Genomic DNA, 26750 nt, shown 5'->3' on the forward strand with positions numbered 1-26750 from the left:
CTATTCTATTTTAGTTGTTACTTTTATTTTCTGTGGAGGTGTCTTCGCTGGTGACAATCCAGTTATTTTCACCTTATCACGAATACTACTTTCTAACTTCATCCGCATCAACATTGTATTGGTATCAATATCTTCTGCTCGTAATTCTCTTTTCTTTTTATTCAGCTCAGCAATTCGAACAACTTTTGCATCAGCACTATGCGAACTTGATATCATTATTAACAATAAAACCACAACAAAAATCAATATCCGCCAATTACCAAAAGAGCTTTCGTCTGTCAAAAAACGCCCTTTTAAAACACCATAAATACCTTCCTTTACTCTAGACATTACTTTAATGTTGCTATTCGTAATTTTGCGCTTCTTGCTCTATTATTTTCTTTTACCTCCTCTTTAGTTGGCACAATCATTTTACCTATTTTCTTTAAAGGCACACTTATATTACCATAAAAATCCTTCTCTGGCTCACCACTAAAAAGCCCTGTTCTTATAAATCGCTTCACCAACCTATCTTCCAATGAATGATATGAAATCACACTCAACCTCCCATCTTCCTTCAACATTTGAGGCATTTGCTCTAAAAACTCCTTCAACACCTCCAACTCCTGATTCACCTCTATTCTAACTGCTTGAAATATTTGAGCCAATATTTTATGTTCTTTTGCCTTTGGTAAAAAATTCCTCAACACTTCCTTCAACTGAAAACTTGTCTCTATCTCCTCTTCCCCTCTTGCCTCTACAATTGTTTTTGCCAACGTCCTAGCATTTCTCAATTCACCATATAAAAACAACACATCCGCCAACCTATCTTCCTCATATTTATTTATAATCTTTTTTGCTGACAAATCAGACTTTTGATCCATCCTCATATCTAAATCAGCATCAAATCGAGTAGAAAAACCTCTATCCGCCTCATCAAACTGATGAGAAGAAACACCTAAATCCGCTAAAACCCCGTCAACCTTCTTAACTCCATAAAAACGCAAAAATCGAGATATAAAACGAAAATTCTCTCCAATCAAAACAAAACGCTCATCATCAATTTTATTTTGCTGAGCATCTGGATCCTGGTCAAAAGCAAACAAACGTCCTTTTTCCCCCAACCTACTCAATATTTCACGAGAGTGACCTCCTCCTCCAAATGTCACATCCACATACACACCATCTTCTTTTATATCAAGCGCATCTACACTTTCCCTCAACAAAACTGGACTATGATAATTCATCTATCTCTGTATTTCCCATCACCTCCTCTACTAAACCAGCAAAATCAACAACAGCTTCATCAATTACTTTTTCGTACTTCTCCTTATCCCAAATCTCAATAATATTCACCGCAGAAGAAAGCACCACCTGCTTCTCTATCCCCGCAAACTGACACAAGTCTTTCGGAACCAACACCCTACCAGAGGCGTCCATCTCCACCACTTTTACTCCAGCAGTAAACCTTCTAATAAAATCGTTATTCTTCTTTACAAATCGATTTAATTTATTAATCTTTTGCATCATTAAATCCCACTCCTGCATTGGATACAACTCCAAACAAGGCTGAAAAACAGATCTCTTCACTACAAAACCCTCTTGCAACACAGGCGACAACTGCTTTTTGAAAGCCGATGAAATCATCAACCTCCCCTTAGCATCCACCTTACATTCATATGTCCCAATTAAATTTACCACGTTAAGAAACCATAGTTTGCATCAAAAATAAAAAATAATTACCACTTTCTACCACTTTTTACCACTTTGTTAATAAGTTTTCCTATTATCATTAAAAAACTGATTGTGAGTCTGTTCTATTTTAGAAGCTGTGCTGAAATAATAAAAATGAGAATATGACAAAAAAGAACTACATTTGCGGTTGAGTCAAATTTTACATACAATGACTGAATTTTTAAAGAAAGAAGGCAAATTTACATACGCAGAAGCAGGAGAAGGAAGCCCTATCATTATACTTCATGGTTTAATGGGAGCTTTGAGTAATTTTGGTTCTACATTCAATCATCTTTCTCAAAAAGGGTATAAAATTTTCATACCTGAATTGCCTTTATATACATTGCCTTTATTAAAAACAAATGTAAAAAACTTAGCTAAGTTTTTACATGAATTTATTGAGTACAAAAACCTTAAAGACGTTACCCTTTTAGGTAATTCTTTAGGTGGTCATATTGCTCTATACTATACAAAACATTACACTTCTGATATTAAAGCTTTAGTTTTAACCGGAAGTTCTGGATTGTATGAAAATTCTATGGGAGATAGTTATCCAAAAAGAGGTGATAAAGAGTTTGTTAGAAGAAAAGCACAAGATGTTTTTTACGATAAAAACATTGCTACTGACGAGTTAGTTGATCAAGTTTATGATGTTATTAACGATAGAAATACCTTAATAAGAACATTAGCTATTGCAAAAAGTGCTATTCGTCATAATATGGCTAAGGACTTACCAAACATGAAACAACCTACGTGTTTAATTTGGGGAAAACAAGATTCTGTAACCCCTCCAGTTGTTGCCGAAGACTTCCATAAACTTTTACCTAATTCAGATTTATTTTGGATTGATAAATGTGGGCATGCTGCTATGATGGAAACTCCTGAAGAATTTAATACTATTTTAGAAACTTGGCTTTCTGAACGAAATATATAATAGCATTTATAAGCTTAACTAGTAATGAAAATAAAATCTGCTGAATTTGTAATGAGTAACAGTAATGTTACCAAAGCTCCTAAAGACAGAATACCTGAATATGCTTTCATAGGAAGATCCAATGTTGGCAAATCGTCTTTAATTAACATGTTAATGGAGCGCAAAGATTTAGCAAAAATTTCTGGGAAACCTGGAAAAACACAACTTATTAATCATTTTAAAATTAACGATGAATGGTTTTTAGTTGATTTACCTGGTTATGGATACGCTCAAGTTTCAAAAAAGAAAAGAACTATTTTTCAATATTTTATTGAGAATTATTTTAAAGAAAGAGAACAACTCGTTTGTACATTTGTTTTAGTTGACAGTCGTCATGATCCTCAAAAAATAGATTTAGAGTTTATGCAATTTTTAGGTGAAAACCGTATCCCTTTTTGTATTGTTTTTACTAAGGCAGATAAATTAGGTAGCTCTAAATTAAACAAACAAATAACCTCTTACAAAAAGAAATTATTACACTCTTGGGAAGAGCTTCCTACATCTTTTGTTACTTCTTCTTCAACTGGATTTGGACGCGAAGATTTCTTAAAATTTATTGATGGAGTTAACGAAGATATAGCTAAAGATTTTAAATAAATTTTTGACTCCACTTGAGATCATATTTTTAAAAAATGTACTCCACTAAAGACAACTTACAGGTTTTACACGAAGACAATCATATAATTATTGTGAATAAACGTGCTGGTGACATTGTTCAAGGTGATAAAACTGGCGACAAACCTTTATCTGATATAGTTAAAGAATACATTAAAACTAAATACAACAAACCTGGTGCTGTTTTTTTAGGAACTGTACATAGATTAGATAGACCAACATCTGGCGTGGTTATTTATGCTCGAACATCAAAAGCTTTAGAGCGTTTAAATAAAATGCTTAGAGAAAAAACGATACAAAAAACATATTGGGCAATTGTTAACAATCAACCTAAGAAAACGATAGACACGCTTATTAATTTTTTGAAAAAAAATCCAAAAAATAATAAATCTACCGCTTATCCTAAAGAAATTAACGGAAGCAAAAAAGCTATTTTACACTATAAAGTTTTAAAAAAATTAGATAATTATTCTTTATTAGAAATTGATTTAGAAACAGGTAGACATCACCAAATCCGAGTACAATTATCTAATATAGGGTCTATTATAAAAGGAGACTTAAAATATGGCGCTAAAAGAAGTAATAAAGATGGTAGCATTCATTTACATGCTCGCAAAATAGAATTTACACACCCCGTAAATAAAGATTTAATAAAAATTATAGCTCCTACACCATCGGATTCTATTTGGGATGCTTGTTTGTAATTTGTATATTTAGGCAAATTTCTACAATGAAAGCCCTAAAGTATCTATCAATTATAATTCTCCCTATAACTGTTTATATTTCATTTACTTCAACTGGATGGTTAACTATTTTACCTTTGATCGCTTTTTTTGGTTTTGTTCCTGTAGTTGAATTATTTTTTAAACCTGATAAAAAAAACTACAGTAAAGAACAAGAACTATTAGAAAAAGAAAATAAATTATACACTTACATTTTATACGCTACTGTTCCTTTGCAATTAATATATTTAGGATGGTTTTTTATAATTATTCAACAACCAGAATTAAACACCATAGATTATATTGGAAAAATCTCATCAATGGGATTAATGTGTGGTGTTATTGGTTTAAATGTTGGTCACGAATTAGGGCACAGAAACAATCGATTTGATGAGTTTTTAGGAGAAATTTTATTATTAACATCATTAAATACTCATTTTTTACCATACCATAATGCTGGACATCATTTAAATGTAGCCACCCCAAAAGATGCCGCTACGGCAAGAAAAAACGAACTTCTATATACTTTTTGGATTCGTTCTCAATTCCAAAGTTATTACCAAGCTTGGCAAATTGAAAACAAACGTTTAAAAAACTCCAATCGGAGTTGGTTTCATTACCAAAACAGAATGCTTATATACACTATCTGTAATATCATTCTAATCTCAGGAATTTTATTTTACTTCAATTTAAATGTGCTTCTTTCATTTTTAGCAGCTGCTATTTTTGGAATTTTATTATTAGAAACTGTAAACTATATTGAACATTACGGACTATTAAGAAAACAAAACGAAAATGGCAGATATGAACGTGTAAAACGAACTCATTCTTGGAATTCAGATCATGTAATTGGTAAAGTAATGCTATTTAATTTATCACGTCATTCCGATCATCATTATAACGGAAGCAAACATTACCAAATATTAAAATCGTTACCAGAAAGCCCTCAAATGCCTACTGGTTATCCAGGTATGATGCTGGTAGCACTATTTCCTCCATTATGGTTTAAATTAATGAATAAAAAACTACAAGAAATATAATTTTATGAATATTAAAGACCTAGTTCAGTCACAAAAAAACTTCTTTTCTAAACAGCATACTAAAGATATTTCTTTTAGAAAAAATGCTTTAAAAAAACTTCAAAAAGAAATTATTAGAAGAGAAGATGACATTATAAATGCTTTGCATAATGATTTTAAAAAATCTGAATATGAAGCTGTAATGACTGAAACCTCTATTGTATTAACTGAATTAAAAATGGCTATTAAAAATATTCATTCTTGGAGCAAACCAAAAAGAGTTTTACCTTCTTTATTGAATTTTCCTTCTTCTGCAAAAATATATAAAGAACCTTATGGAACTGTTTTAATTATTGCTCCGTGGAATTACCCTTACCAATTGGCTTTTGCTCCTTTATTAGGCGCTATAGCTGCAGGAAATACAGTAGTTTTAAAACCTTCTGAATTAACACCACATGTAAGTAAACTTACCAAAGAAATAATAGAAGCTGTTTTTGATAAAGACCATATAGCAGTAGTTGAAGGCGGAGTTGATACCGCTCAAGAATTATTAGCTCAACGCTGGGATTATATTTTCTTTACAGGAAGTGTACCCGTTGGAAAAATTGTTGCAAAGGCAGCTGCAGAACATATTACTCCTGTTACCTTAGAACTTGGAGGAAAAAGTCCTTGTATTGTAGATGAAACTGCTAATATTAAGCTAGCCGCTAAACGTTTAGTTTGGGGAAAGCTTATAAATGGAGGGCAAACCTGTATTGCTCCAGATTATTTATTAATTCATAAATCAGTTAAAGATAAATTCACAACGCATTTTAAAGAAGAGTTAATAAAAGCGTATGGTGAAAATCCTCAAATTTCTGACGACTATCCAAGAATTGTAAATACTAAAAACTTCGATCGCCTTGCTTTAATGTTAACTAATGAAAACTTCATAGTTGGAGGACAAACAGATAGAGATGATCGTTATATTGCTCCTACTATTATTAATGAACCTAGCTTAGATAGCGAAGTTATGAAAGGTGAAATTTTTGGACCTATATTTCCATTAATTTCATATGATAATGAAGAAGATATAGCCAATATATTAGCGAGATACGACAAACCTTTAGCTTTATATGTGTTTACAACAAGAGCAAGTTTTGCTAAAAAAATAATAGGGACTTATTCTTTTGGTGGTGGTACCATAAACGATACTACTGTACATTTTGCGAACCATAGATTACCTTTTGGTGGTGTTGGTGAAAGTGGTATTGGTGGTTATCATGGAAAACAAACTTTTGAGACTTTTTCTCATAACAAAGGAGTTGTTACTCGTGGAAACTGGTTGGATATCCCTACAAGATATGCTCCTTATAAAGGAAAGTTAAAGCAATTAAAATCGCTAATGAAGTTTGGATAATATGTTAGAAAAAACAGTTTCAGAAGCTATTGATTATAGACGTTCTGTAAGAGTTTATGACTCTGAAAAAAATATTGACACCAACATTGTTAAAAAATGTTTACAACAAGCCAGCTTAGCACCTACAAGTAGTAATATGCAGTTATGGGAGTTTTATCATATTACTTCAAAAAAAACAATTGAAAAAATTGCTCCCATGTGTTTTAATCAAAACGCTGCAAGAACCGCGCAACAAATGGTCGTTTTTGTTGTTCGGAAAGATTTATGGCGAAGACGAGCAAAAGCCAACTTATCTTTTATCGATAAAACTTTTGGTAAAGGCAATCCTAAATCTGAACAAAGTAGTAGAGAAAAAGTAGCTCGTAATTATTATGGTAAAATTATTCCGTTTGCTTACGCAGATTTCTTTGGTGTTTTAGGTTTTTTAAAATATCTAATGATTTTAATCACTGGATTATTCCGTCCAATATACCGTGAAGTTCGTAATAGTGATATGCGAATTGTAGCTCATAAAACTTGTGGTTTGGCTGCTCAAACATTTATGCTTTCAATGGCTGCTGAAAATTACGACACCTGTCCTATGGAAGGCTCAGATACTTGGCGAGTTAAAAAGTTATTGAACATACCACGAGGTGCAGAAATTAACATGATTGTTTCGTGTGGTATAAGAAAACCCGAAGGCGTTTATGGAGAGCGTTTTAGAATTCCTTTTAATGAAATTTATAAAGAAATTTAATATGAAAAAATTAATATTACTTGCTTTGTTAACTTTAATAACGATAACTAGTTGTAAACAAAAAACAACAACAAAAAAGAGCGCTATTATTTCTATTACCAATAACGGTATTAACGGTATTGATTTAAAGAAATGTATTACGATAGACAATCTAAAGGATGCTTTCCCATCATATACTATTACTTCAAAAACTGGACAACAAGACGGACCTGATTACCTTTATTTTGAAGTTTTAAAAGACAGCACAACTCTTAATTTTATGATGAACCAACAAGAAGTTTGCCTTGTTAATGAAATTAATGCACAGACTAATTCAGTTGACATGTATGGAGTAAAAATTGGAATGTCGTATGAGGAAGTTAAGAAGTTACGTCCAAATCTTGTTCATAAAACAGATTATCATTTTCATACAACATTATCTGAACTTAATTCAAATTTAAAATATGAAATATCGGGTACTTATGACGGACCTGATAAACAAGATTTTATTTACGATGAAGTAAAAAAATGGAAAGTAACTCAGTTTTTGATCAAGTAATATTAATCTAAAAAAATAAGGTAATTAAAAACTCATCAACAAATAAAATTGGACTTTTTTAATCATGAAATATTTAAATTATCATCTAATTTTATTGGAGGAACAATAAGATGGATATATGGCTCAACATGGAGAACTCTTTTTAATAAACCTAAATTTAAATATCAAGAGTACTTGTTTGGCCTTGAAAATTCTAAAAATCATTTCGATATATTCGGACATCAACTTAACAATACTTTAATTACATTGATATTTATTGCCATAATATTACCTTATTACTTTAGTTGAAAATAAACATCAATGTAATTACCTATTCTTTAGGAAAAAACACTAATTTGTTATCACTCTTTTCAATCTCTGTTTGATTTAATTTCATTTTCACAAACTCTCCATCTACATATTTTTGAGCTTGGTCCTTATAATGCTTACTAAATACATTTCCAGATTGCCCTGTTGGTAAAATTGCAATGCTATTTTCTACATCAGAAAAATCTACAATTCTACGAGTAGATGGCCCTGCTTTAATTTTATATACACCAGTGCTGTCTATATTATAAATTTGATTGTTTATTACTTGATCTCCTCCTACTGTTTTAAAAGGACCTACATTAAAGAATTCACGTAATAATCCACCTGCTTTTCCAATTGGATGTTCATATTCTACCGAAGCTACTCTATCCCATTTCCAATATTCAACATTTTCTCCTAACTGATTTTGTAAAAAAGCAAATGTGTTTTTAAACGATTTTGTTATAATATCTTTTTTTGATTCTACCTTATTTTTTGTTGAAATATCATCCCACCAAACAGAGTTTTCTCTTTTAGCTTGTACTGGCACTACTTTTTCTACAAATGGTGTATTTTCAAATTGTCTATACGCTTTTCCCATTTCATCTTTAAATGTGTTTTTCTGAAACTCATATAACAATCTATTATAAATTACAGGACCAACTTCATCTTTCCCGTAATACCCATTCCACTTTTTTAAAATTTCAATAGCTTTTTTTTCACTTGCTGAAAATTCAGAAACATCAAGTACCGCTATAAGATCTTTCGATATTTCAGGAGCTGTTGGAGACGTTACATCATAAATCATTTTTGCAACATCTTCTTTTGTCCAATCATTTTTAGGTTCTAATAAATCAACTATTCTTCTTGCTCTGTCTTCAGGCAAGTAATACCCTGGATATAAAACTCCTGCTATAGAATCTGGTTGATTATTTGCTGAATACACATAATTCCAACTTGGATTTATTGCTTGTGGATTTTGTTCAAAACTTAACCATTCTTGTATTTCATCATTACCAGAAGCTCCATCTAAAATTAGTTTTGTATTTAAACTATCTCTATATTTATACAACTTCCCTGATGCAAACCAAGCTATATTATCTTTTGCATCTCCATACATAATATTTAAACCTGGAGCATGTAATTTACTTGCGCCTTTTTTAAATTCTGATAACGATTTTGCATGTGACATTTCATAAGAAACATCCAACAATTTATTTTCTAACTTTGTATAAATCCATTGCATTGCTATTGGTCGTTTATCATCTATAAAATCAATCAAACCATTCATTATGGGACCGTGTTTACTTACCTTTATTTGGTAAGTAGTATCTACACCATCTTTTACTTTAATTGTTTTATCTAACAACTTATATTTTTGATTACCTTCTGCTGTTTTATATTCTAATGAATTGTTTGGATTGTTCTCTTCGTAATAAAAATCTACATCATCGTTTTCAAACATTGTTAAACCATAAGCATAATCTCGGTTATGTCCTAACAACGGAAATGGCGTTAATGCTAAATTAAAACCATAAATTTCATACGCTGGTGTTTTAATATGTGATTGATACCAAACTGATGGTTGTGAAAATCCTATATGTGGATCGTTAGCAAAAATTACTTTTCCATTTTTTGTTTTTTCTGGACCTAATACCCAAGAATTACTTCCTATAAATGGCGATATTGGTAATTTTTCTAATAAAGAATTCATTGCTCGCGCAAAACCTCCTTTTAACTCAGCGTTTTTTTCATTCTTTATTAATGTTAAATTTTCAAAAACAGTTCCATTTAACTCTTCAAAATAAGCATCACCTAATTTCTCTTTTACTTCGGTTAACATAGGATCTGTTTTATGTGCTATGGCAAAACTAAATGCCATATATCCAAAAACATTATACACATCTTTAATCGTATATTTTTCTTTTTTAAGTCCAACTAAATGAAATTCTAAAGGAGTTGTACCTTCTTCTATAAACTGATTTATTCCATTTAAATAGGCTTCTGTCATTTTATAAGCCTCCGTATTTTTATTTAGCTTTTCTATTGTAACTGAAGCTGCTTCTTCAATGCCAAGCCCAGAGAAAAACTTATCTGTTCGAACCAATTCTTTTCCAAAAACTTCAGCTAATCTCCCTGCCGAAATTCTTCGAATTAATTCCATCTGCCATAACCTGTCTTGCGCATGCACATAACCTAAAGCAGTATAAGCATCTTTTTGGTTTTCTGCATTAATATGTGGCACCCCAACCTCATCATAATACACAGTAACTTTATCTGAAATATTTGCTAATTCTAATTCTCCACTGTATGTTGGATACAAAGTTTTAGTAAACAACCACACACCTATAAACAATAAAACAAATAGAATAATAGCAATTTTAAGAACTCTTTTTAACAACTTCATTTATGACTGATTTTCTTCAAAGATAACAGAAATTTAATTCGTATTTTTGATGTTCAAAAAATTCATTTTTCAGATGAAAAAAATACAAATGGTTGACTTACAAAGTCAATATCAAAACATAAAAGATGTTGTAGATACATCTATTCAGGAAGTTTTAAATTCATCGGCATATATTAACGGACCTTACGTTAAAGAATTTCAAGCTGATTTAGAAAAATATTTAGGTATTAAACATGTAATTCCTTGTGCTAATGGTACTGATGCTTTGCAAATTGCTATGATGGGACTAGGATTAGAACAAGGTGATGAAGTTATTACTGCCGATTTTACCTTTGCTGCTACTGTAGAAGTTATTGGTTTATTAAAATTAACTCCTGTTTTAGTTGATGTTGAACCTGATACTTTTAACATGGATATTGAGGCTTTAAAAAAAGCTATCACTCCTAAAACTAAAGCAATTGTACCTGTACATTTATTTGGTCAATGTGCTAACATGGAAGCTATTTTAGCTATTGCTAAAGAGCATAACTTATTTGTTATTGAAGATAATGCACAGGCTATTGGTGCCGATTATACTTTTTCAAACGGAACTAAGAAAAAAGCAGGTACGATGGGGAATGTAGGAACCACTTCTTTTTTTCCTTCTAAAAACTTAGGTTGCTACGGTGACGGTGGTGCTATTTTCACAAACGACGATGAATTAGCGCATACATTAAGAGGAATGGTAAATCATGGAATGTACAAACGTTATTACCACGATGTGGTAGGCGTAAATTCTCGATTAGATTCTGTACAAGCTGCTGTTTTAAAAGCAAAGTTGCCTTTATTAGATACTTACTGTGACGCTCGTAGAAAAGCTGCAATGCATTATACTGAAGCTTTCTCTACTAATTCTAATATTATTACTCCAGCAATTAGTGTTTTTTCTACGCATGTTTTTCATCAATATACTTTAAGAATTACGAATGGAAAACGAGATGAATTACATCAACATTTATTAGATAATAATATTCCTAATGCAATTTATTATCCAGTTCCGTTGCATGCTCAAAAAGCATATCAAGACGAGCGCTATAATGAGAGTGACTTTACAATAACAAATCAACTAATAGACGAGGTAATTTCATTACCAATGCACACAGAATTAGATGAAGAGCAACTATCATTTATTGCTAAAACTATAAATGATTTTATAGGCTAATATATTCAAGCTATGAATCAGAAAATAAAAACACTTAAAATAATTCATTTAGCTCTAGTAGCTGGAGTAACATTAGCTTATTTTTTAATTGGAGATTTTAAAAATATTTTGAATCTTGAAATAGATGATTCTTCATTAATTTATTCATTTATTCCAGCATTAGCTTACGTTTTAAGTAATTCTGTTTTTAGAAATATGCTTAATAAAATAAAAGAAAATACTTCTGATGATGAGAAATTTGCTGTTTTTCAAAATGCTTCTATTATTAAATGGGCTATTTTAGAAGCAGCATGTTTTTTAATTTTATTTTTAAAACCTGATTTTCTTTTGTTTGGTGTTATTCTTTTATTTTATTTACTCCTTCTTGCTCCTAAAGAAGATAAAATATTTAATCTTTTAAAGATTAGTGTTTCCAATTTTGACAAATAGTTTATTATGAAAAAAATATTAGTAACTGGTGGGTTAGGTTTTATAGGTTCTCATACAGTAGTTGAATTACAAAATGAAGGTTTTGAGGTTGTAATTATTGATGATTTTTCAAATTCTAAAATTGAAGTCCTAGATAATATTACTTCTATTACAGGAATAAAACCTGATTTTCATCAAATAGACTTACGTATAAAATCTGACGTTAAACACTTCTTTAATCATAACGCTATAGATGGAATTGTTCATTTTGCTGCTTTTAAAGCTGTTGGCGAAAGTGTTAATAAACCATTAGATTATTATGAAAATAATATTGGAAGCTTAATATACTTACTGCAAGAAATGCGTGATAGAAATATCGATAATTTTATTTTTAGTTCTTCATGTATGGCTTATGGTACACCAGAAAAATTACCAATCACGGAAAGTACACCTTCAAACAAAGCCGCTTCAACTTATGCTAATACTAAACAAATTGGAGAAGAGATTTTAGAAGAGAGTTGTAATGCATATAGTATGAATGCAATTACTCTTCGCTATTTTAATCCTATAGGAGCCCATAAAAGTGCTAAAATTGGTGAACTTCCAAATGGAGTTCCTCAAAATCTAATACCTTTTATAACACAAACTGTTGCTGGTATTCGCGAGCAACTTTCTGTTTTTGGGAACGACTACTCTACTGAAGATGGAACTGCTATTAGAGATTATATTCACGTAGTAGATTTGGCAAAAGCTCACATTATTGCTTTGCAACGCTTATTAAATAAAAAGAATAAGAAAAATTTTGAACTTTTTAATATCGGAACAGGTACTGGAAGCTCGGTTATGCAAATAATTAATGCTTTTGAAAAGGCTACTAATAAAAAGTTGAACTATAAAATTGTTGATAGAAGACCCGGTGACATAAAAGCTATTTATGCAGACACTACCTTTGCTAATGAGGAATTAAATTGGAAAACTGAAAAAACTCTAGAAGAAGCTTTAATTTCTGCTTGGAAGTGGCAAGAAAATCAATAAAAACTTAATACAGAAAATGAAACAACAACTTAAAAAGTATATGAATAGGTATGTTTCATTTTCTGATAAAGAAATAGATCTTTTTTTTAATTATTTAGATGTCAATACATACACTAAAAAAGAAGTTTTATTAGAAATAAATCAAGTTTGTAAACATCATTATTTTATCATTGAGGGGCTTTTAAGAGCTCATTACGTTAATGAAAAAGGAAATGATAAAACAATACAATTTGCTATTGAAAATTGGTGGATTACCAATTTAGAAAGTTATGTAAGAGAAGCTCCTTCTACTTTTACAATTGACGCTATAGAAAAATCAACCATTCTCTCTATAAATAAAGAAAATTTAGAAAAAGCCTTTGTTCTAATTCCAAAATTAGAACGTCTTTTTAGAATGATTGCCGAAAACACATTGATTGCTATACAACGTAAAAACGAATACTACCTAAACCTAAGTAGTAAAGAGCGTTTTATTACTTTACTAGAAAGCATTCCCGATTTCCTACAAAGAGTTCCTATGTACATGATTGCTTCATACTTAGATATGACCCCAGAATATTTAAGCGAAATAAGAAAAAGTATTTCTTAAGATATCTTAAGTAGATTCGATTTTTTGAAACTTAATTTTGTTAAACACTTAAAAATAAAATTATGGAACGAATCTCTTATAACGAAGTACCTAAAGGAATGTTTGATGTATTAATGACTGTTGAAAACTACATAAATAATTCTTCTCTCGACATACATTTATTAGAACTAATAAGATTTAGAGCTGCTATTTTAAACGGTTGCTCTTATTGTGTAGATATGCATTCCAAAGAGCTGAAACATGCTGGCGAAACCGACGTTAGACTGCATGCAATTAGTATTTGGAATAGTACTCCTTATTTTTCTGAAAAGGAACGACTCGTATTAGCTTTTACAGATGCAATTACAAGAACAAGTTACAATCCAATTCCTGAGCAAATTTTTCAGGATTTAACATTACATTTTTCAAAAGATGAAATAAGTTATTTAACCTTAGCTATTGCTCAGATAAATAGTTGGACACGCTTAATGAAATCATTTGAATTTACTCCTGGTAACTATAAAGTAACAGAAAATGAAAAATAAGTATCTAAAACTCTTTTTGAGGCTTTCAATTGCTTTTGGTTTTCTATCTGCCGTTGCAGATAGGTTTGGTTTTTATGCTAAAGAAATCTCTACTTGGGGAAACTGGAAAGCTTTTGTAGAATATACACATTTGATGAACTCATGGCTTCCAAAAAGTATAATGCCAAGTGTAGCAGCTATAGCTACACTGTTAGAAATAATTTTTGCTATTTGTTTATTAGTAGGTTTTAAAACTCAGCTAACTGCTAAGCTAAGTGGAGTTTTACTTCTCATTTTTGGTTTAAGTATGACTTTCTCCTTCGGAATAAAACCTCCATTGGATTATTCAGTATTTGCAATAGCTGCGGCTGCTTTTGCTTTAAGTAACTTAAACGAACCTTATTTAGAAATAGACTCTCTTATTCTTAAGAAAAATTGATGCATAAAAAAGCCGCTTAACAAGCGGCTTTCTATATTATTTTTAAGCTTCAAAACTAGCTCCACTAGCTGAAACACTTCTATCTATTTTTCTCATTAACCCTTGTAATACTTTACCTGGTCCAACTTCAACAAATTCAGTTCCTCCATCTGCAATCATTGCTTGAATACACTGTGTCCATTTTACTGGTGCAGTTAATTGCGCTATTAAGTTTTCTTTAATCTCTTCTGGATTTGTAACAGCTTTTGCTGGTACATTTTGATATACTGGACAAGTTGGCTCACTAAAAGTAGTTTCTTTTATTGCTGCTGCTAACTCCTCACGTGCTGGCTCCATCATTGGTGAATGAAATGCTCCTCCTACAGGTAAAATTAAGGCTCTTCTTGCTCCTTTTTCTGTTAAAACCTCACAAGCTTTTTCAATAGCTTCAACTTCTCCAGAAATAACTAACTGACCTGGACAGTTATAATTTGCAGCAACTACAACTCCGTCTATTTCTGTACATGTGTCTTCAACTATCTTATCTTCTAAACCTAAAACTGCTGCCATTGTTGATGGTTGTATTTCACAAGCCTTTTGCATTGCCATAGCTCGCTTAGAAACTAACCTTAATCCATCTTCAAAAGACAATACTCCATTCGCAACTAAAGCCGATAATTCTCCTAATGAATGACCAGCTACCATTTCTGGTTTAAAATCATCACCTAACACTTTGGCTAAAATTACTGAATGTAAGAATATAGCTGGCTGCGTTACTTTCGTTTGTTTTAATTCTTCAGGTGTACCTTCAAACATCACATCAGTAATACTAAAACCTAGTATTTCATTTGCTTTCTCAAAAAGTTCTTGAGCTAAAGGTGATTTTTCATATAAATCTAATCCCATTCCTGTAAACTGTGCTCCTTGACCTGGAAAAATATATGCTTTCATCTTTTATTTTCTGTTTTTATTTATTGCTAGATGAAATAGCTACATCAATTTCACCTATTAATTTGTTGTTTGTTTTATGCTGCAAACATACACATTTTTAAAATCATTATTAATTAGTAACTTCGTTCTATGACTGCACAACAGAAAAACCAAGCGCAACTAATATATCTTGTTTTAGCTGCTTTATTTATTGCTTCTTTAGTAACTTCTAATCTTATTTTTCAAAAGTTTTTTTATTGGGAACCTTTTAATTTATACCGTTTTGAAATATCTGTTGGAATATTACCTTATCCTATTACTTTTTTAATTACTGATATTTTATCAGAAATTTATGGAAAGAAAAAAGCCAATCAAGTAGTTGTTGCAGGAATCTTTGCTTCCTTTTTTTCAATGTTAATTATTTTACTTGCAGATTATGCTCCGGCAATTAGTAATTCACCAGTTAATAATTCTCTCTTTTCAAAAGTTTTTGGCTTATCTGGTTTAGCAGTATTAGCTTCTATGCTTGCATATTTATTTGCTCAATTTATTGATATCCGAATATTTCATTACTGGAAAAACTTAACCAAGGGGAAACATTTATGGCTACGTAATAATTTCTCTACTTTTTTCTCTCAATTTATAGACACTTTTACTGTTTTACTTTTGCTATGTGCTTTTAAAGTACTTCCTTGGGAGATTTTTGGAAGCTTACTATTAAGTGGTTTTTTATTTAAAATAATTGTAGCTGCTTTAGACACTCCTATTTTATATGCTGTGGTATATTGGTTTAGAAAAAAATTCAATTTAAAAGTTGGTGAAGAGATTAGCAATATCTAATTTCGGTTCATGAAGAATTCTAATTCTCTTTGGCAAATTGCTATTCAAAAATTTAAACAAAGCAAAACAGGAATGTTTAGCTTTTGGTTTATTATTCTTTGCGGGTTTATTGCTGTTTTTTGTTATGTTTTAGCACCTGACAATAGCAATTCTGCAAATCAAATGCATTTAGAAATTCATTCGAAATCTCCTGGTTTTTCTATTCAAATGTTAAGCATTCCTTCTCAAGATAATAATGAACAATCTTGGTTTTCTATTTTTATGCATGGAAAACAAAATTCGAATACTGAAACCCCTATTAAATCATATACTATAAATAATAATCTTCTAGAAGTTATTAAATATTCTGATGGCTTAGTTAAAACTTTTCCACTCTCTTTGTTTAATAATAAACCCAAAGAATATATTCAACAAAAAACATTTTGGTTTGGAACCGACAAATATGGTCGTGATTTATTAAGTAGATTATTAATAGGTGCTCGAATTTCATTTTTTATTGGTTTTATTGCTGTTTTTATTTCTCTTTTAATTGGAATTCCAATCGGCGCTATTGCAGGTTATTTTGGTGGTAGAATTGATGATTTTATTATGTGGGTAATCAATATTACTTGGTCTATACCTACTCTTTTATTAGTAATTGCAATTACACTTGCGCTTGGAAAAGGTTTTTGGCAAGTTTTTATTGCTGTAGGGTTAACCATGTGGGTTGAAGTTGCTCGTGTAGTTCGAGGTCAAGTGATTACTACTAAACAACAACAATATGTTGAAGCTGCGAAAGCTTTAGGTTTTTCTGATTTTAGAATTATATTTAAACATATTCTACCTAATATTTTAGCTCCCATTATTGTAATATCTGCTGCCAACTTTGCTGCTGCTATTTTAATTGAAAGTGGTTTGAGTTTTTTAGGTATTGGTGCACAACCTCCAACTCCTTCTTGGGGTGCTATGATTAAAAATCATTATAATTATATTATTCTTGGCAAGCCTTTCTTAGCTGTAATTCCTGGATTAGCAATTATGAGTTTAGTTATGGCTTTTATGCTAATTGGTAATACGCTTCGTGATGCTTTAGATGTTAAATCTTAACAGTAATTAAACATTTTTTAATTCATATATACTCTAAATAAAGAGATAATCATTTTAGCAAATTTTATAGCAAAAAACATTATTTTTATTAATTCTAAATAAAAATAAAATGTATTTTTGCGTTCAAAATAAACAAAATGAAATTTTATAAAATAGTTTTTTTAGCACTTATAACTACATTTAGTGCTTTTTCACAAAATACATTAACAGGAATAATTAAAAATAAGCATGGTGAAGGAATAGTAGGCGGCTCTATTTTTACACAAAAAAAAGATAAATGGGCTACAACAGATATTAATGGAAAATACGAGCTTAATAATTTAAAAAAAGATACTTATTTCATTATTTTTCAATCATTAGGCTACAAGACTCAGGTTAAAAAGATAATTATTGACACTAGTGTTACTACCTTGAATGTTATATTAGAAGATGATTTAAACCAACTAGATGAAGTTGTTATTTCAGCAGGAAGAACATCTGAAAAAATTTCTGAAATACCAACATCTATAACCATAGTAGGAACAAAAGAATTAGAAAAACTAGGTACTACAACTACTAATATTAATGATATTTTAGAATTTTCTGTTCCTGGTTTAGCTTCAAGCACAGGAACCTACTCAAACTGGGGGCAAACACTTAGAGGAAGACAATTATTAGTAATGGTAGATGGAATACCACAATCTACTCCTTTAAGAAATGCTAAAGTTGGTTTAAAATCTATAAATCCAAACGATATTGCTAAAGTAGAAGTCATAAAAGGAGCAACAGCGATATATGGTAACGGAGGAGATGGTGGTATTGTTAATTATATTACCAAACAGCCTAATAAGTATAAAAAAATAAGTGGTAAAACCAACCTATGGCAAACTGCTAATTTAGCAGAAACTAAGGACGCTTTAGGCTGGGGTGTTTATCAATCAATATCAGGTAATCTTAATGATTTTTCTTACTACGCCTCTGGAAGTTTTGAACAAACAGGAAATAAATATGATGCAAATGGAGATGTTTTGCTACCTACCTACGGTTTAGATAACACCAAAATATATAGTGGTTTATTAAAGTTAGGATATCAACTTAACGACAATCAAAAACTTAGCTTATTGGTAAATCACTATCAAACTCGACAAAAATCTCCTTTTGTTCCTACATTAGGTTCTATTTCTGTATTAAATGAACAAGGAGATTATATAATCACTCCTGGAACTGGTATACTTCCAACTGCAAGTAATCCTTTATTAGGAAGTCCAACGGGAGTAACAACTACTAATAGCCAATTAAAATACCAACTAACAGATCTTTTTAATGGAACTACAAGTTTAGATACTGACTTATTTTATCAAAAAAGTAAAAATATATTTTTCTATTCTCCACGATTCGTTGGTGGTGGGCAATCCGTAGTTAATTCAGAAAAAATAGGGGTTCGTCCTAATTTCCATACTATTTTAAATACAAGTTCTACTTTAAACATGTCTTTTACTTATGGTATTGATATTTTAAAAGATAAAACAAATCAAGGCCTATTAGATGGAAGGTTGTGGGTTCCTAATTTAGATTTATTTAGTTATGCTCCTTATTTACAAGCCAAATTAAAATTTAATAGAAATTGGGTTTTTAAAACAGGTTTACGATACGACGCAATGAAACTTAATATTGAAGATTTTACAACCCTACCATACTCATCTAAAGCTGATGGTAACTTCACAGCTCCAGTGGATGTTACTGGTGGTAAATTAGATTTTAAAAGTACTTCAATAAACTTAGGTCTTAGGTATATTAAAAATGATGAATTTATACCATATGTAAGTTACTCTCAAGGATTTTCTTTACCCGATTTAGGAAGAACCCTAAGAACTGCTATAGCTAACAATGTAAATGATTTAGATATTCAAGCTATAAAAACGAATAATTACGAATTCGGATTTCTGTCAAAGTTTAAGCATGTTCGTTTCGAAGCTGTAGGTTTTTATAGCACTTCAAATTTTGGATTAGGTCTTATTTTTAACAATACTACCAATAGATTTGAACAATCAAAAAATCCTCAAAAGATATTTGGAGCTGAAGTTTCAACAGATTTTACTTTTTTAGAAGATAAATTACAACTTGGAGGATCTTACTCTTTTGTTGAAGGTTTAAAGCACACTCCTGAAAAACCTAGTGATTTAAGCTATATAGGTGGTGATGTAATTTCTCCTCCTAAGACTACTGCTTATATTAATGTTCAACCAATTAAAAACTTAACTTCATCATTACGTTTAATTTATACAGGGAATCGTAATCGATTTAATACAAAAGAAAACGCAGGTGTATATTCATATAATTACAGAGAAGTTCCTGTAAAAGGGTATACAATGCTTAATTTTTCAAGTACATATGCTATAAAACCAAATGTAAAGTTATCAATTGCGTTAAATAACTTATTAAATAAATTCTATTTACCAGCAAGAGCTCAATGGGCTGCTCCACTTAGAAACCAAACAACTGCTGGAGAAGGAATAAACGCAAAACTAGGTGTCGTTTATGAATTTTAGAAATTGATTAATAAATAATTTTGTCATAGCAAAGAACGAATGAAAAACCATTCGTTTTTTGTTTGTTTTAAAAAGTACATAGTTAAATTAATGAAACGCTACAAAATAATTAAAATACTTCATTTATGGCTTGGCTTAACAGTTGGTGCCATAGTATCTTTTTCAGGTTTAACAGGAGCTTTATATGTTTGGCAACCTGAAATTTCAGCTTATTTAATTAAGCAAGAATTAAACGTTACTCCACCTATCAAAACGAATTATAAAAATAATATTCGTACAGCTATTAAATTAAAAAATATACATGGTGATTCTATAAAAAAAATGCAGCTCCCTTATAGAAAAAATAATCTATTCGCATTAACCTTTCTAAATGGAACTACCTCTTATTATCATCCTGCAAATGGCAACTATTTAAGCTCAAATTTAAAAACTATTTCTTTTTTTAAAACACTTTTACAGCTTCATAGAAATTTAGGCATGAAGCCTTATGGCAGCTATATCATGGGGATTTCCTCTCTTTTGTTTTGTTTTTTTATCCTAATTTCAGGTTTTTTATTATGGAGAAGAAGCTATAAAAAGAGATGGAGAAAAGGATTTACAATAACTTGGTTTACTTCTAAAAAAAAGTTTAATTATAATTTACATAAAATAGCAGGTATTTATTTCATAATCCCCTTAATAATTATATCTTTTTCTGGTGCTTACTTTACTTTTTATAAAGAATATAGAAAAATATTTTCTGTACTGCCAGATTACAAAACAGAAAATGTACATCTTATAGAATCAATAGAAATAAATGACTTTTTTTCTCTAAAAAAACAAACAGATAAATTATACCCAACCTACAAACTTTGGTCAATATATTTTCCTTCAAATTTGAATGAAAATTATCGATTTAGATTTATTAATTCTATTAAAATTAAAAATGGACTTAGAAAAACGGCAGATATTTTTACTAATAAAAACTTAACTGTAAAAAAAATAAGTTCTTTTGATACCAGCTCATTATCGTTAAAAATTTTAAGCCAAATGTATCCAATGCACATTGGAGAATCTTTTGGTATTTTTCATAGATTGTTAGTTTTTGTTAGTGGATTAATCCCTATCCTTCTTTATATAACAGGAATACGGTTTTATTTATTAAAAAAACCTTTAAAAAATCGTTTCTAGATTAATATCCATACTCCAATTTAGATATTATAAATTAAGATGTATTTTCGCTAAAAAAAATTACAAATGAGTTTTAGTGTACAATTTAAAACACGATGGGCAGATTTTGATGCCAATATACATATGCGTCATACTGCATACAACGATTATGCTGCTGAAGTAAGGTTACGTTTTTTTAAAGAACATAATATTACCATACAAGATTTTTCTAAAGAGAAAACTGGTCCAATTTTATTTGAAGAAAACACCAAGTTTTTACGTGAAATTCATATGGGAACAGACATTTCTGTTAACTTGAAGGTTATTGGTTTATCCGGTAAAGGAGAACGTTGGAAAATTCAACACGAAGTTTTTAATGAAGAAGGAAAACTTTCTGCGATTATTACCGTTTATGGTGCTTGGTTAGATTTAGTGAAAAGAAAATTAACGGAACCTCCTGTTAAGTTTCAAACTATTTTTAATGAAGTTGAAAAGACTGATGATTTTAAAGAAATTTTATTAAAAAGTTAAATGAGTACTTCAAGAAAAATAAAACTTATTGTTTCTATTATTGTTTTAATCATTGCTTATTGGTTAAAACAAAAAGAAACTGTTACTTATACCCCAGATAAAGATGTGGTAATATCAAGTACTAAAAGTTTTAATTTCTTACCTACCTCAACAACTAGTGTTATTATAAAACATAATGGTTATCAATTATCATACAACGAACAACATGAACAGGCTGAATGGGTTGCTTATTCTTTAGATAAAAAAGATATTGTTTATAATAACTTTAAACGTCCATTTTTTATCAATGACCCTAAAGTAAGAACTAAGTCAGCTAACTGGAGAAGTTATAAAAATTCTGGGTATGATAAAGGTCACCTTTGTCCTGCTGCAGATAAACGTTATTCTAAAAAAGCACATGACGAAACTTTTTACACCTCTAATGTAAGTCCTCAAAAGCACGATTTTAATGCTGGAATTTGGAATAAACTAGAACAAAAAACTCGTTATTGGGCTAAAAAGTATGATCATTTATATGTGGTTACTGGTGGTATTTTAAAATCAAATTTAAAAACCATAGGTAAAGACAAAGTGAGTGTTCCTAATGAGTTTTATAAAATAATCTTAGACTACACTCTACCAGAAATTAAAGCCATTGCTTTTTTATTACCTCACAAAGAAAGTAAATTACCTTTATATAATTTTGTTGTTTCTATTGATGAAATTGAGCGAAAAACTAATATTGATTTTTTTCCTGAATTACCTGACGATATAGAAACAAAATTAGAAGCAAATAGTAATTATAAGGCTTGGAGCTTTAGATAATCCAAGCCTTATTTTTTATTTAAAATAGCTATCTGGTAAATTTCGAGTAAAATCTGCTAAGTTTTTCATGGCTATATAATGATTTTTCTTTTCTGGAGTTACATTCACATAATTAAAATTCTGATGTCTCCAAAAGGCGGTTGCTACTGCCCCATAAACTGTAAAGGCCTTTAATGCTTTTTTCTCCTGATCTAACAATTTTATTTTACTTTCATACCCTTGTAATAAATTCTTCATTTTTTTTGAATTCAGCTCCTCTCCTTCTGCACAGGTACCAATAATCATCATACCAATATCAAACACTCTATAATAATAACTAGCTTCTTCAAAATCCATAATAGTAGCTTTTTTACTATCCTTACTTACAATAATATTATTAAAAAAGATATCACTATGAATCAGTGCTTTTGGTAAATCAGTATTTATATAACTTTCTATATACTCTTGAATTTCTTTTAACCATTTATAAAAGGTAGATTCTGGCGCATACACTTTAACTTCATCAAATCGTTCAATCCCATAACTTACCGTTTCTGATAGATATTCAGGAGCTTCTACTTGATGCAATGCTGCTAACTCTTCACCTAAATAAATTAAAATATCTTCTGATAAATCTTCAACAATATCTCCCTCTAAGTAAGCTTTAAGTATAATTGGTTTATCATTCCATACTTGCACAAAACTGTTACTTACAGTTTTAATTATTTTAGATGTTGAAAAATTATTTTTATTTAAATGCACTAATAAATTGGCTAACTCTGTTGCTTGCTCCAATGATTTTTGTTCGCAAATTGTTAGCACATAACTATTAACTGCTGTTTTTACTAAATAATTGGTATTCTCTGACCCTCCACTTAACACATTATATGATTCAACTTCTTTAATTCCATAATGAGTTAAAATGGCATGTAAATCTTTATCTTTTAAAACTGTATACTGTGCCATATTACACTTCTTTTGTTAAACTCCAATTTGTTTCCATTGCATGCATCAATGCTTCTTCTAAATGCTCGTAATCGCATAAATGCACCTTTTCACAACGTCTTTTAGCAATTTCTATACTTTTATGAGTTGCCTGACTAGGTGGTTCTTTTGTTATTAAGGCTTTCTTTATAGTTTCCGGGAACTTGGCTGGATGTGCTGTAGCTAAACAAATTAATTTCTCGTTTCCTAACTTCTGCTTTAACACATCTGTTGCTTGTAAAGAAACTGCTCCATGAGGGTCTAATAAATAGTTCTCACTTGTATAAATTTCATTTATTAAAGTAAGTGTTTCTATATCGCTCGCGCTGTTTGATAAAAATCCTTTTCTATAGGTTTCAAAAGTTGCTTCATCAAACTTTACGTTACCTGTTTCTTTAAAAGAATCCATCCAGTTTTTTATTTTCTTGGTATCCTTATCAACACTAAAATATAAATACCTCCAAAAATTAAACGGAATTAAAATATCTATTGCTGATGAAGCTGTTTCAATAATTGGTTGTTTTGTAAATTCTCCTTTTGAAAAAATACGATTTAAACAAGCATTTTTATTATTGGCAGCTACTAAATACTTTATCGGCAATCCCATTTTTCTTGCCAAACTTCCTGCGCATAAATTACCAAATCCTCCAGAAGGCACCGATATATTTACTTCTTCTCCTATTTCATCTACAACTTGTAAATACCCATAAAAATAATGTACAGTTTGCATCATTACACGTCCCCAATTAATAGAATTTACACTCGATAACTTCAACTTTTCTTTAAATGATTTGTTTGCATATAATTTACTAATAACTGCATCTAAATCATCTCCTCCATCTGGGCAATTTGCAACACCTACTGGATGAATATTTGCATGTTGCAACGTAGTCATTTGACGTTCTTGCTCTTCCGTAATTAATCCTTTTGGGTATAATACCCAAGCATCTATATTTGACTTCCCTGCTGCAAAATATGCTGTTGCTGGACCTGTATCTCCTGTCGTTGCAACTATAACTGAAAGATGTTCTTTTTTTCGTTCTAAGAAAAAATTAACCAAGTTTACTAAAAACGCTAAACCAACATCTTTAAATGAAATGGTTGGCCCATAAAACAATTCCATAATAAAAGTATCCTTTCTTGTTTTTAATGGATACAAAGGAATTATCTCTTCCTTTTCAAAAGGTGTATAGGCTGTTTTAAGAATACTCTTTAATTCTTCTTCTGAAACAATGGATCTATCTATGAATAATGATAATATTTCGAAAGCTAAATCTACATAACCTAAACCTCTCCACTGTTTTAAATGATTGTGTGTAATTTCTGGTAATTCTTCTGGCACATACAAACCTCCATCTACGGCAAAACCATCTAATATTGCTGTTTCAAAATCTACTGGTTCTCCTCCTCCTTTGTTACTAACAAATTTCAACATCTTTTTAATTCTTTATATAATTTGTATAAACTGCCTTAGTTATCATAATATCTTGTACTGCAACTCCTGTTAAATCTACCATAGTTATCTGCTCATCATTTAAACGTTGTAATTCTGCATCTTGAATTGCTGTTCCTAACTCTACAACTATATTTTCTGCTATAGCTCCGTCTTTAACTGCTCTATATATTTCCCCTCTACTTTTACTTTGTGGAATGCTATCTGCTATTACAATAGAAGCTTTTTTTAATATTTCGCTTTCTAATTCTTGTTTATATTCTGTATCGGAACCTACCGCTGTAATATGAGTTCCTTTTTGAATATCATTCGCTTTTAATAATGCTACTTCCGAAGGGGTTGTTGTTACAATTAGGTTACTATTTTGAGCTACTTCTGATGGACTTTCAGCTACATTTATATTAAAATCTGTTCCTAACTCTTCAACAAATTTTGCTACATTTTCTTTGTTTCGACCCCATACCCAAACGTTTGTACAAGGTGTATGCTTTTGAAGATACTCTAATTGTAATTTTGCTTGTATTCCTGTTCCTATAATACCTATGGCTTTTATTTGTTTTGGGGCAAAATATTTTGCTGCTAAGGCTCCTGCTGCTGCTGTTCGTATATCCGTTAAATATCCTTCATCCAGTAGCACACCTTTTGGAACTCCTGTTTTCTGATCGAATAATAACATTAATCCTTGACTTGATGGAATACCTAACTTAGAATTCTCATAAAAACCCGAAGCTATTTTTATCACATAATAATCGTCATTTTTTATATATCCATATTTGATGTGTGCATCTCCTTTAGGTTTTTCGAACAATAATTCTCCTACTGGAGGCACTACTGTATTTCCGTTACTATATTGTATAAACCCTTCTTCCATAGCAGATATCACATCGATATTTTCCACTATTTTTTTTATCTCTTTAAGATTAATAACAGTTGCCATATGTTTCGTTTATTTCTTTTAGTAATTCTTTATTTATTTTTTTTCCTGTTAAAACCAATACTACATTTTTATACTCTTTTTTCACATTTCCTTCTAACAATGCAGCCACTGGTAAAGCTGCTGTTGGTTCAACTATTATGTTATGATACTTAAATAAAAATGCAACAGCTTTTTTTATAGCCTTTTCATTTACTAGTGTAACTTCTTCCAATTGTTTTTTACATATCGTAAATGTAATTGCATTTACTTCAATTCCTCCTGCAGCTGCATCTGCAATAGTATGTAGTTTACTTGGAGATACTATCTCTCCTTCTTTTATTGAATCGTACATTTCTGACGCATTCTCAGGCTGACATCCAATTACTTTTACTTTTCTATTTTTTGAAAAATAAGAGGCTATTCCCGATATTAATCCCCCTCCTCCAATTGGTGCTATTACTGCATCTACTTTGGGCAACTCTTGTTCTATCTCTAAAGCTATTGTTCCTTGTCCTTTTATAATTTCAACATCATTATATGGATGAATTAAAACTCCTTCAATATCTTTAGCATACTGCGTTGCTTTTTTTTCTGTTTCTACACTTGTGTCTCCATAAAGCACTTTATCAAACTTATATTTAGACAAGCTTTTAAGCTTCTCTTCTGCTATATTTTTAGGTAAAAAAAGTTTTGCTTTAAAATTAAATTTCTCTGAGGCTAAACCAAAAGCTGCTGCATGATTTCCTGTTGATGCTGCTACAAAAGTTTTATCAAACTCTTTTGAATTTAAACTCTTTATCTTATTTAAAACTCCTCGTATTTTAAACGAACTTGTGAGTTGTAAATACTCTTTTTTTAAGTATACATTTACTCCTGAAATTTTACTTAATTTTTCTGAATACTCTAGAGGTGTTTTATAAATATCTTCTTTAATATTTTTATATGCTTTCTCTATATTTTCTTTAGAAATCACTTTTCTTGGTATT

Annotated in this window: 28 protein-coding genes; 19 read left to right on the forward strand and 9 right to left on the reverse strand. The window is 30.4% G+C overall.

Annotated features, from left to right (window positions below; genetic code table 11):
• Genes Q0881_RS12920 through mraZ form a run of 3 tightly spaced genes read right to left on the reverse strand, consistent with a single transcriptional unit; the run spans window position 1 to window position 1680 of the window.
• On the reverse strand, window positions 1-330 hold the full coding sequence (locus tag Q0881_RS12920) for an FtsL-like putative cell division protein (RefSeq protein WP_299160974.1): 330 nt from the start codon (window positions 328-330) through the stop codon (window positions 1-3).
• Window positions 330-1226: a 16S rRNA (cytosine(1402)-N(4))-methyltransferase RsmH gene (gene rsmH, locus Q0881_RS12925; RefSeq protein ID WP_299160977.1), complete on the reverse strand. Its 897-nt coding sequence runs from the start codon at window positions 1224-1226 to the stop codon at window positions 330-332. The genes Q0881_RS12920 and rsmH overlap by 1 nt, the downstream gene beginning before the upstream one ends.
• Window positions 1213-1680: a division/cell wall cluster transcriptional repressor MraZ gene (mraZ, locus tag Q0881_RS12930; RefSeq protein WP_299160979.1), complete on the reverse strand. Its 468-nt coding sequence runs from the start codon at window positions 1678-1680 to the stop codon at window positions 1213-1215. The genes rsmH and mraZ overlap by 14 nt, the downstream gene beginning before the upstream one ends.
• 202 nt (window positions 1681-1882) lie before the next feature.
• On the opposite strand from mraZ, the gene Q0881_RS12935 reads away from it, so the two are divergent.
• The 7 genes from Q0881_RS12935 to Q0881_RS12965 are packed head-to-tail and all read left to right on the forward strand — an operon-like array spanning window position 1883 to window position 7715.
• A complete protein-coding gene (locus tag Q0881_RS12935) occupies window positions 1883-2647 on the forward strand; it encodes an alpha/beta hydrolase (protein WP_299160981.1) in 765 nt (254 codons plus the stop codon).
• A 24-nt stretch (window positions 2648-2671) separates the two neighbouring features.
• Window positions 2672-3283 carry a ribosome biogenesis GTP-binding protein YihA/YsxC gene (gene yihA / locus Q0881_RS12940; RefSeq protein WP_299160983.1) on the forward strand — a complete coding sequence of 204 codons (612 nt, stop codon included), beginning with the start codon at window positions 2672-2674 and terminating at the stop codon, window positions 3281-3283.
• 35 nt (window positions 3284-3318) lie between these two features.
• Window positions 3319-4005: an RluA family pseudouridine synthase gene (locus tag Q0881_RS12945; RefSeq protein ID WP_299160986.1), complete on the forward strand. Its 687-nt coding sequence runs from the start codon at window positions 3319-3321 to the stop codon at window positions 4003-4005.
• Window positions 4006-4031: 26 nt separating this feature from the next.
• Entirely contained in the window at window positions 4032-5063 is a 1032-nt protein-coding gene (locus Q0881_RS12950; protein ID WP_299160988.1) for an alkane 1-monooxygenase, read from the forward strand.
• A gap of 4 nt (window positions 5064-5067) precedes the next feature.
• Window positions 5068-6441 (forward strand): aldehyde dehydrogenase, encoded by a 1374-nt coding sequence (locus Q0881_RS12955; RefSeq protein WP_299160990.1) that lies wholly within the window; start codon window positions 5068-5070, stop codon window positions 6439-6441.
• A gap of 1 nt (window position 6442) precedes the next feature.
• On the forward strand, window positions 6443-7177 hold the full coding sequence (locus tag Q0881_RS12960) for a nitroreductase family protein (protein ID WP_299160991.1): 735 nt from the start codon (window positions 6443-6445) through the stop codon (window positions 7175-7177).
• 1 nt (window position 7178) lies between these two features.
• Window positions 7179-7715 carry a DUF1131 family protein gene (locus tag Q0881_RS12965; RefSeq protein WP_299160993.1) on the forward strand — a complete coding sequence of 179 codons (537 nt, stop codon included), beginning with the start codon at window positions 7179-7181 and terminating at the stop codon, window positions 7713-7715.
• Window positions 7716-8025: 310 nt separating this feature from the next.
• Here Q0881_RS12965 and Q0881_RS12970 read toward each other — a convergent pair whose 3' ends face one another.
• Window positions 8026-10410: a penicillin acylase family protein gene (locus tag Q0881_RS12970; RefSeq protein WP_299160995.1), complete on the reverse strand. Its 2385-nt coding sequence runs from the start codon at window positions 10408-10410 to the stop codon at window positions 8026-8028.
• A 73-nt stretch (window positions 10411-10483) separates the two neighbouring features.
• On the opposite strand from Q0881_RS12970, the gene Q0881_RS12975 reads away from it, so the two are divergent.
• The 6 genes from Q0881_RS12975 (at window position 10484) to Q0881_RS13000 (ending at window position 14585) form a co-directional block, all read left to right on the forward strand.
• Window positions 10484-11611 carry a DegT/DnrJ/EryC1/StrS family aminotransferase gene (locus Q0881_RS12975; RefSeq protein WP_299160997.1) on the forward strand — a complete coding sequence of 376 codons (1128 nt, stop codon included), beginning with the start codon at window positions 10484-10486 and terminating at the stop codon, window positions 11609-11611.
• A gap of 12 nt (window positions 11612-11623) precedes the next feature.
• Window positions 11624-12040 carry an MFS transporter gene (locus Q0881_RS12980; protein ID WP_299160999.1) on the forward strand — a complete coding sequence of 139 codons (417 nt, stop codon included), beginning with the start codon at window positions 11624-11626 and terminating at the stop codon, window positions 12038-12040.
• Window positions 12041-12046: 6 nt separating this feature from the next.
• On the forward strand, window positions 12047-13054 hold the full coding sequence (galE, locus tag Q0881_RS12985) for a UDP-glucose 4-epimerase GalE (protein WP_299161001.1): 1008 nt from the start codon (window positions 12047-12049) through the stop codon (window positions 13052-13054).
• Window positions 13055-13070: 16 nt separating this feature from the next.
• A complete protein-coding gene (locus Q0881_RS12990; protein WP_299161004.1) occupies window positions 13071-13643 on the forward strand; it encodes a Crp/Fnr family transcriptional regulator in 573 nt (190 codons plus the stop codon).
• A 62-nt stretch (window positions 13644-13705) separates the two neighbouring features.
• Window positions 13706-14167 carry a carboxymuconolactone decarboxylase family protein gene (locus Q0881_RS12995; protein ID WP_299161007.1) on the forward strand — a complete coding sequence of 154 codons (462 nt, stop codon included), beginning with the start codon at window positions 13706-13708 and terminating at the stop codon, window positions 14165-14167.
• The gene (locus Q0881_RS13000) at window positions 14157-14585 is read left to right on the forward strand and encodes a DoxX family protein (protein WP_299161010.1); all 429 of its coding nucleotides are present in this window, start codon (window positions 14157-14159) and stop codon (window positions 14583-14585) included. The genes Q0881_RS12995 and Q0881_RS13000 overlap by 11 nt, the downstream gene beginning before the upstream one ends.
• A gap of 42 nt (window positions 14586-14627) precedes the next feature.
• On the opposite strand, the gene fabD is transcribed toward Q0881_RS13000, so the two are convergent.
• On the reverse strand, window positions 14628-15515 hold the full coding sequence (gene fabD / locus Q0881_RS13005) for an ACP S-malonyltransferase (protein ID WP_299161013.1): 888 nt from the start codon (window positions 15513-15515) through the stop codon (window positions 14628-14630).
• 129 nt (window positions 15516-15644) lie between these two features.
• Here fabD and Q0881_RS13010 point away from each other — a divergent pair, with 129 nt between their 5' ends.
• From Q0881_RS13010 to Q0881_RS13035, 6 genes are all read left to right on the forward strand, one after another.
• Window positions 15645-16334 (forward strand): queuosine precursor transporter, encoded by a 690-nt coding sequence (locus Q0881_RS13010; protein ID WP_299161016.1) that lies wholly within the window; start codon window positions 15645-15647, stop codon window positions 16332-16334.
• Window positions 16335-16343: 9 nt separating this feature from the next.
• Window positions 16344-17420, forward strand: coding sequence for an ABC transporter permease (locus tag Q0881_RS13015; RefSeq protein ID WP_299161019.1), 1077 nt, complete (start codon window positions 16344-16346; stop codon window positions 17418-17420).
• Window positions 17421-17557: 137 nt separating this feature from the next.
• Complete coding sequence (locus Q0881_RS13020) at window positions 17558-19948, forward strand: TonB-dependent receptor (protein ID WP_299161022.1); 2391 nt, start codon at window positions 17558-17560, stop codon at window positions 19946-19948.
• Window positions 19949-20038: 90 nt separating this feature from the next.
• Complete coding sequence (locus Q0881_RS13025; protein WP_299161025.1) at window positions 20039-21118, forward strand: PepSY-associated TM helix domain-containing protein; 1080 nt, start codon at window positions 20039-20041, stop codon at window positions 21116-21118.
• Between the two features lie 66 nt (window positions 21119-21184).
• Window positions 21185-21628, forward strand: a complete 444-nt coding sequence (locus tag Q0881_RS13030; protein ID WP_299161028.1) for an acyl-CoA thioesterase — start codon at window positions 21185-21187, stop codon at window positions 21626-21628.
• The gene (locus Q0881_RS13035; protein ID WP_299161031.1) at window positions 21629-22432 is read left to right on the forward strand and encodes a DNA/RNA non-specific endonuclease; all 804 of its coding nucleotides are present in this window, start codon (window positions 21629-21631) and stop codon (window positions 22430-22432) included.
• 15 nt (window positions 22433-22447) lie between these two features.
• On the opposite strand, the gene Q0881_RS13040 is transcribed toward Q0881_RS13035, so the two are convergent.
• Genes Q0881_RS13040 through Q0881_RS13055 form a run of 4 tightly spaced genes read right to left on the reverse strand, consistent with a single transcriptional unit; the run spans window position 22448 to window position 26737 of the window.
• Complete coding sequence (locus Q0881_RS13040) at window positions 22448-23377, reverse strand: phosphotransferase (RefSeq protein WP_299161034.1); 930 nt, start codon at window positions 23375-23377, stop codon at window positions 22448-22450.
• Between the two features lies 1 nt (window position 23378).
• On the reverse strand, window positions 23379-24830 hold the full coding sequence (gene thrC / locus Q0881_RS13045; RefSeq protein WP_299161037.1) for a threonine synthase: 1452 nt from the start codon (window positions 24828-24830) through the stop codon (window positions 23379-23381).
• Window positions 24831-24834: 4 nt separating this feature from the next.
• The gene (locus tag Q0881_RS13050; protein WP_299161039.1) at window positions 24835-25785 is read right to left on the reverse strand and encodes an NAD(P)-binding domain-containing protein; all 951 of its coding nucleotides are present in this window, start codon (window positions 25783-25785) and stop codon (window positions 24835-24837) included.
• Window positions 25769-26737 (reverse strand): threonine/serine dehydratase, encoded by a 969-nt coding sequence (locus tag Q0881_RS13055; RefSeq protein ID WP_299161042.1) that lies wholly within the window; start codon window positions 26735-26737, stop codon window positions 25769-25771. Before Q0881_RS13055 ends, Q0881_RS13050 begins: the two co-directional genes overlap by 17 nt.
• Window positions 26738-26750 lie beyond the last annotated feature (13 nt).

The organism is uncultured Tenacibaculum sp. (genome assembly GCF_947494125.1).
In the GTDB taxonomy this organism is placed as follows: Bacteria; Bacteroidota; Bacteroidia; order Flavobacteriales; family Flavobacteriaceae; genus Polaribacter.

What these genes read in the sequence shown, in the direction of transcription:
- Q0881_RS12920 (WP_299160974.1), bottom strand. Translation starts at nt 330, where the DNA reads ATGTCTAGAGTAAAGGAAGGTATTTATGGTGTTTTAAAAGGGCGTTTT.
- rsmH (WP_299160977.1), bottom strand. Translation starts at nt 1,226, where the DNA reads ATGAATTATCATAGTCCAGTTTTGTTGAGGGAAAGTGTAGATGCGCTT.
- Q0881_RS12935 (WP_299160981.1), top strand. Translation starts at nt 1,883, where the DNA reads ATGACTGAATTTTTAAAGAAAGAAGGCAAATTTACATACGCAGAAGCA.
- yihA (WP_299160983.1), top strand. Translation starts at nt 2,672, where the DNA reads ATGAAAATAAAATCTGCTGAATTTGTAATGAGTAACAGTAATGTTACC.
- Q0881_RS12945 (WP_299160986.1), top strand. Translation starts at nt 3,319, where the DNA reads ATGTACTCCACTAAAGACAACTTACAGGTTTTACACGAAGACAATCAT.
- Q0881_RS12950 (WP_299160988.1), top strand. Translation starts at nt 4,032, where the DNA reads ATGAAAGCCCTAAAGTATCTATCAATTATAATTCTCCCTATAACTGTT.
- Q0881_RS12955 (WP_299160990.1), top strand. Translation starts at nt 5,068, where the DNA reads ATGAATATTAAAGACCTAGTTCAGTCACAAAAAAACTTCTTTTCTAAA.
- Q0881_RS12960 (WP_299160991.1), top strand. Translation starts at nt 6,443, where the DNA reads ATGTTAGAAAAAACAGTTTCAGAAGCTATTGATTATAGACGTTCTGTA.
- Q0881_RS12965 (WP_299160993.1), top strand. Translation starts at nt 7,179, where the DNA reads ATGAAAAAATTAATATTACTTGCTTTGTTAACTTTAATAACGATAACT.
- Q0881_RS12970 (WP_299160995.1), bottom strand. Translation starts at nt 10,410, where the DNA reads ATGAAGTTGTTAAAAAGAGTTCTTAAAATTGCTATTATTCTATTTGTT.
- Q0881_RS12975 (WP_299160997.1), top strand. Translation starts at nt 10,484, where the DNA reads ATGAAAAAAATACAAATGGTTGACTTACAAAGTCAATATCAAAACATA.
- Q0881_RS12980 (WP_299160999.1), top strand. Translation starts at nt 11,624, where the DNA reads ATGAATCAGAAAATAAAAACACTTAAAATAATTCATTTAGCTCTAGTA.
- galE (WP_299161001.1), top strand. Translation starts at nt 12,047, where the DNA reads ATGAAAAAAATATTAGTAACTGGTGGGTTAGGTTTTATAGGTTCTCAT.
- Q0881_RS12990 (WP_299161004.1), top strand. Translation starts at nt 13,071, where the DNA reads ATGAAACAACAACTTAAAAAGTATATGAATAGGTATGTTTCATTTTCT.
- Q0881_RS12995 (WP_299161007.1), top strand. Translation starts at nt 13,706, where the DNA reads ATGGAACGAATCTCTTATAACGAAGTACCTAAAGGAATGTTTGATGTA.
- Q0881_RS13000 (WP_299161010.1), top strand. Translation starts at nt 14,157, where the DNA reads ATGAAAAATAAGTATCTAAAACTCTTTTTGAGGCTTTCAATTGCTTTT.
- fabD (WP_299161013.1), bottom strand. Translation starts at nt 15,515, where the DNA reads ATGAAAGCATATATTTTTCCAGGTCAAGGAGCACAGTTTACAGGAATG.
- Q0881_RS13010 (WP_299161016.1), top strand. Translation starts at nt 15,645, where the DNA reads ATGACTGCACAACAGAAAAACCAAGCGCAACTAATATATCTTGTTTTA.
- Q0881_RS13015 (WP_299161019.1), top strand. Translation starts at nt 16,344, where the DNA reads ATGAAGAATTCTAATTCTCTTTGGCAAATTGCTATTCAAAAATTTAAA.
- Q0881_RS13020 (WP_299161022.1), top strand. Translation starts at nt 17,558, where the DNA reads ATGAAATTTTATAAAATAGTTTTTTTAGCACTTATAACTACATTTAGT.
- Q0881_RS13025 (WP_299161025.1), top strand. Translation starts at nt 20,039, where the DNA reads ATGAAACGCTACAAAATAATTAAAATACTTCATTTATGGCTTGGCTTA.
- Q0881_RS13030 (WP_299161028.1), top strand. Translation starts at nt 21,185, where the DNA reads ATGAGTTTTAGTGTACAATTTAAAACACGATGGGCAGATTTTGATGCC.
- Q0881_RS13035 (WP_299161031.1), top strand. Translation starts at nt 21,629, where the DNA reads ATGAGTACTTCAAGAAAAATAAAACTTATTGTTTCTATTATTGTTTTA.
- Q0881_RS13040 (WP_299161034.1), bottom strand. Translation starts at nt 23,377, where the DNA reads ATGGCACAGTATACAGTTTTAAAAGATAAAGATTTACATGCCATTTTA.
- thrC (WP_299161037.1), bottom strand. Translation starts at nt 24,830, where the DNA reads ATGTTGAAATTTGTTAGTAACAAAGGAGGAGGAGAACCAGTAGATTTT.
- Q0881_RS13050 (WP_299161039.1), bottom strand. Translation starts at nt 25,785, where the DNA reads ATGGCAACTGTTATTAATCTTAAAGAGATAAAAAAAATAGTGGAAAAT.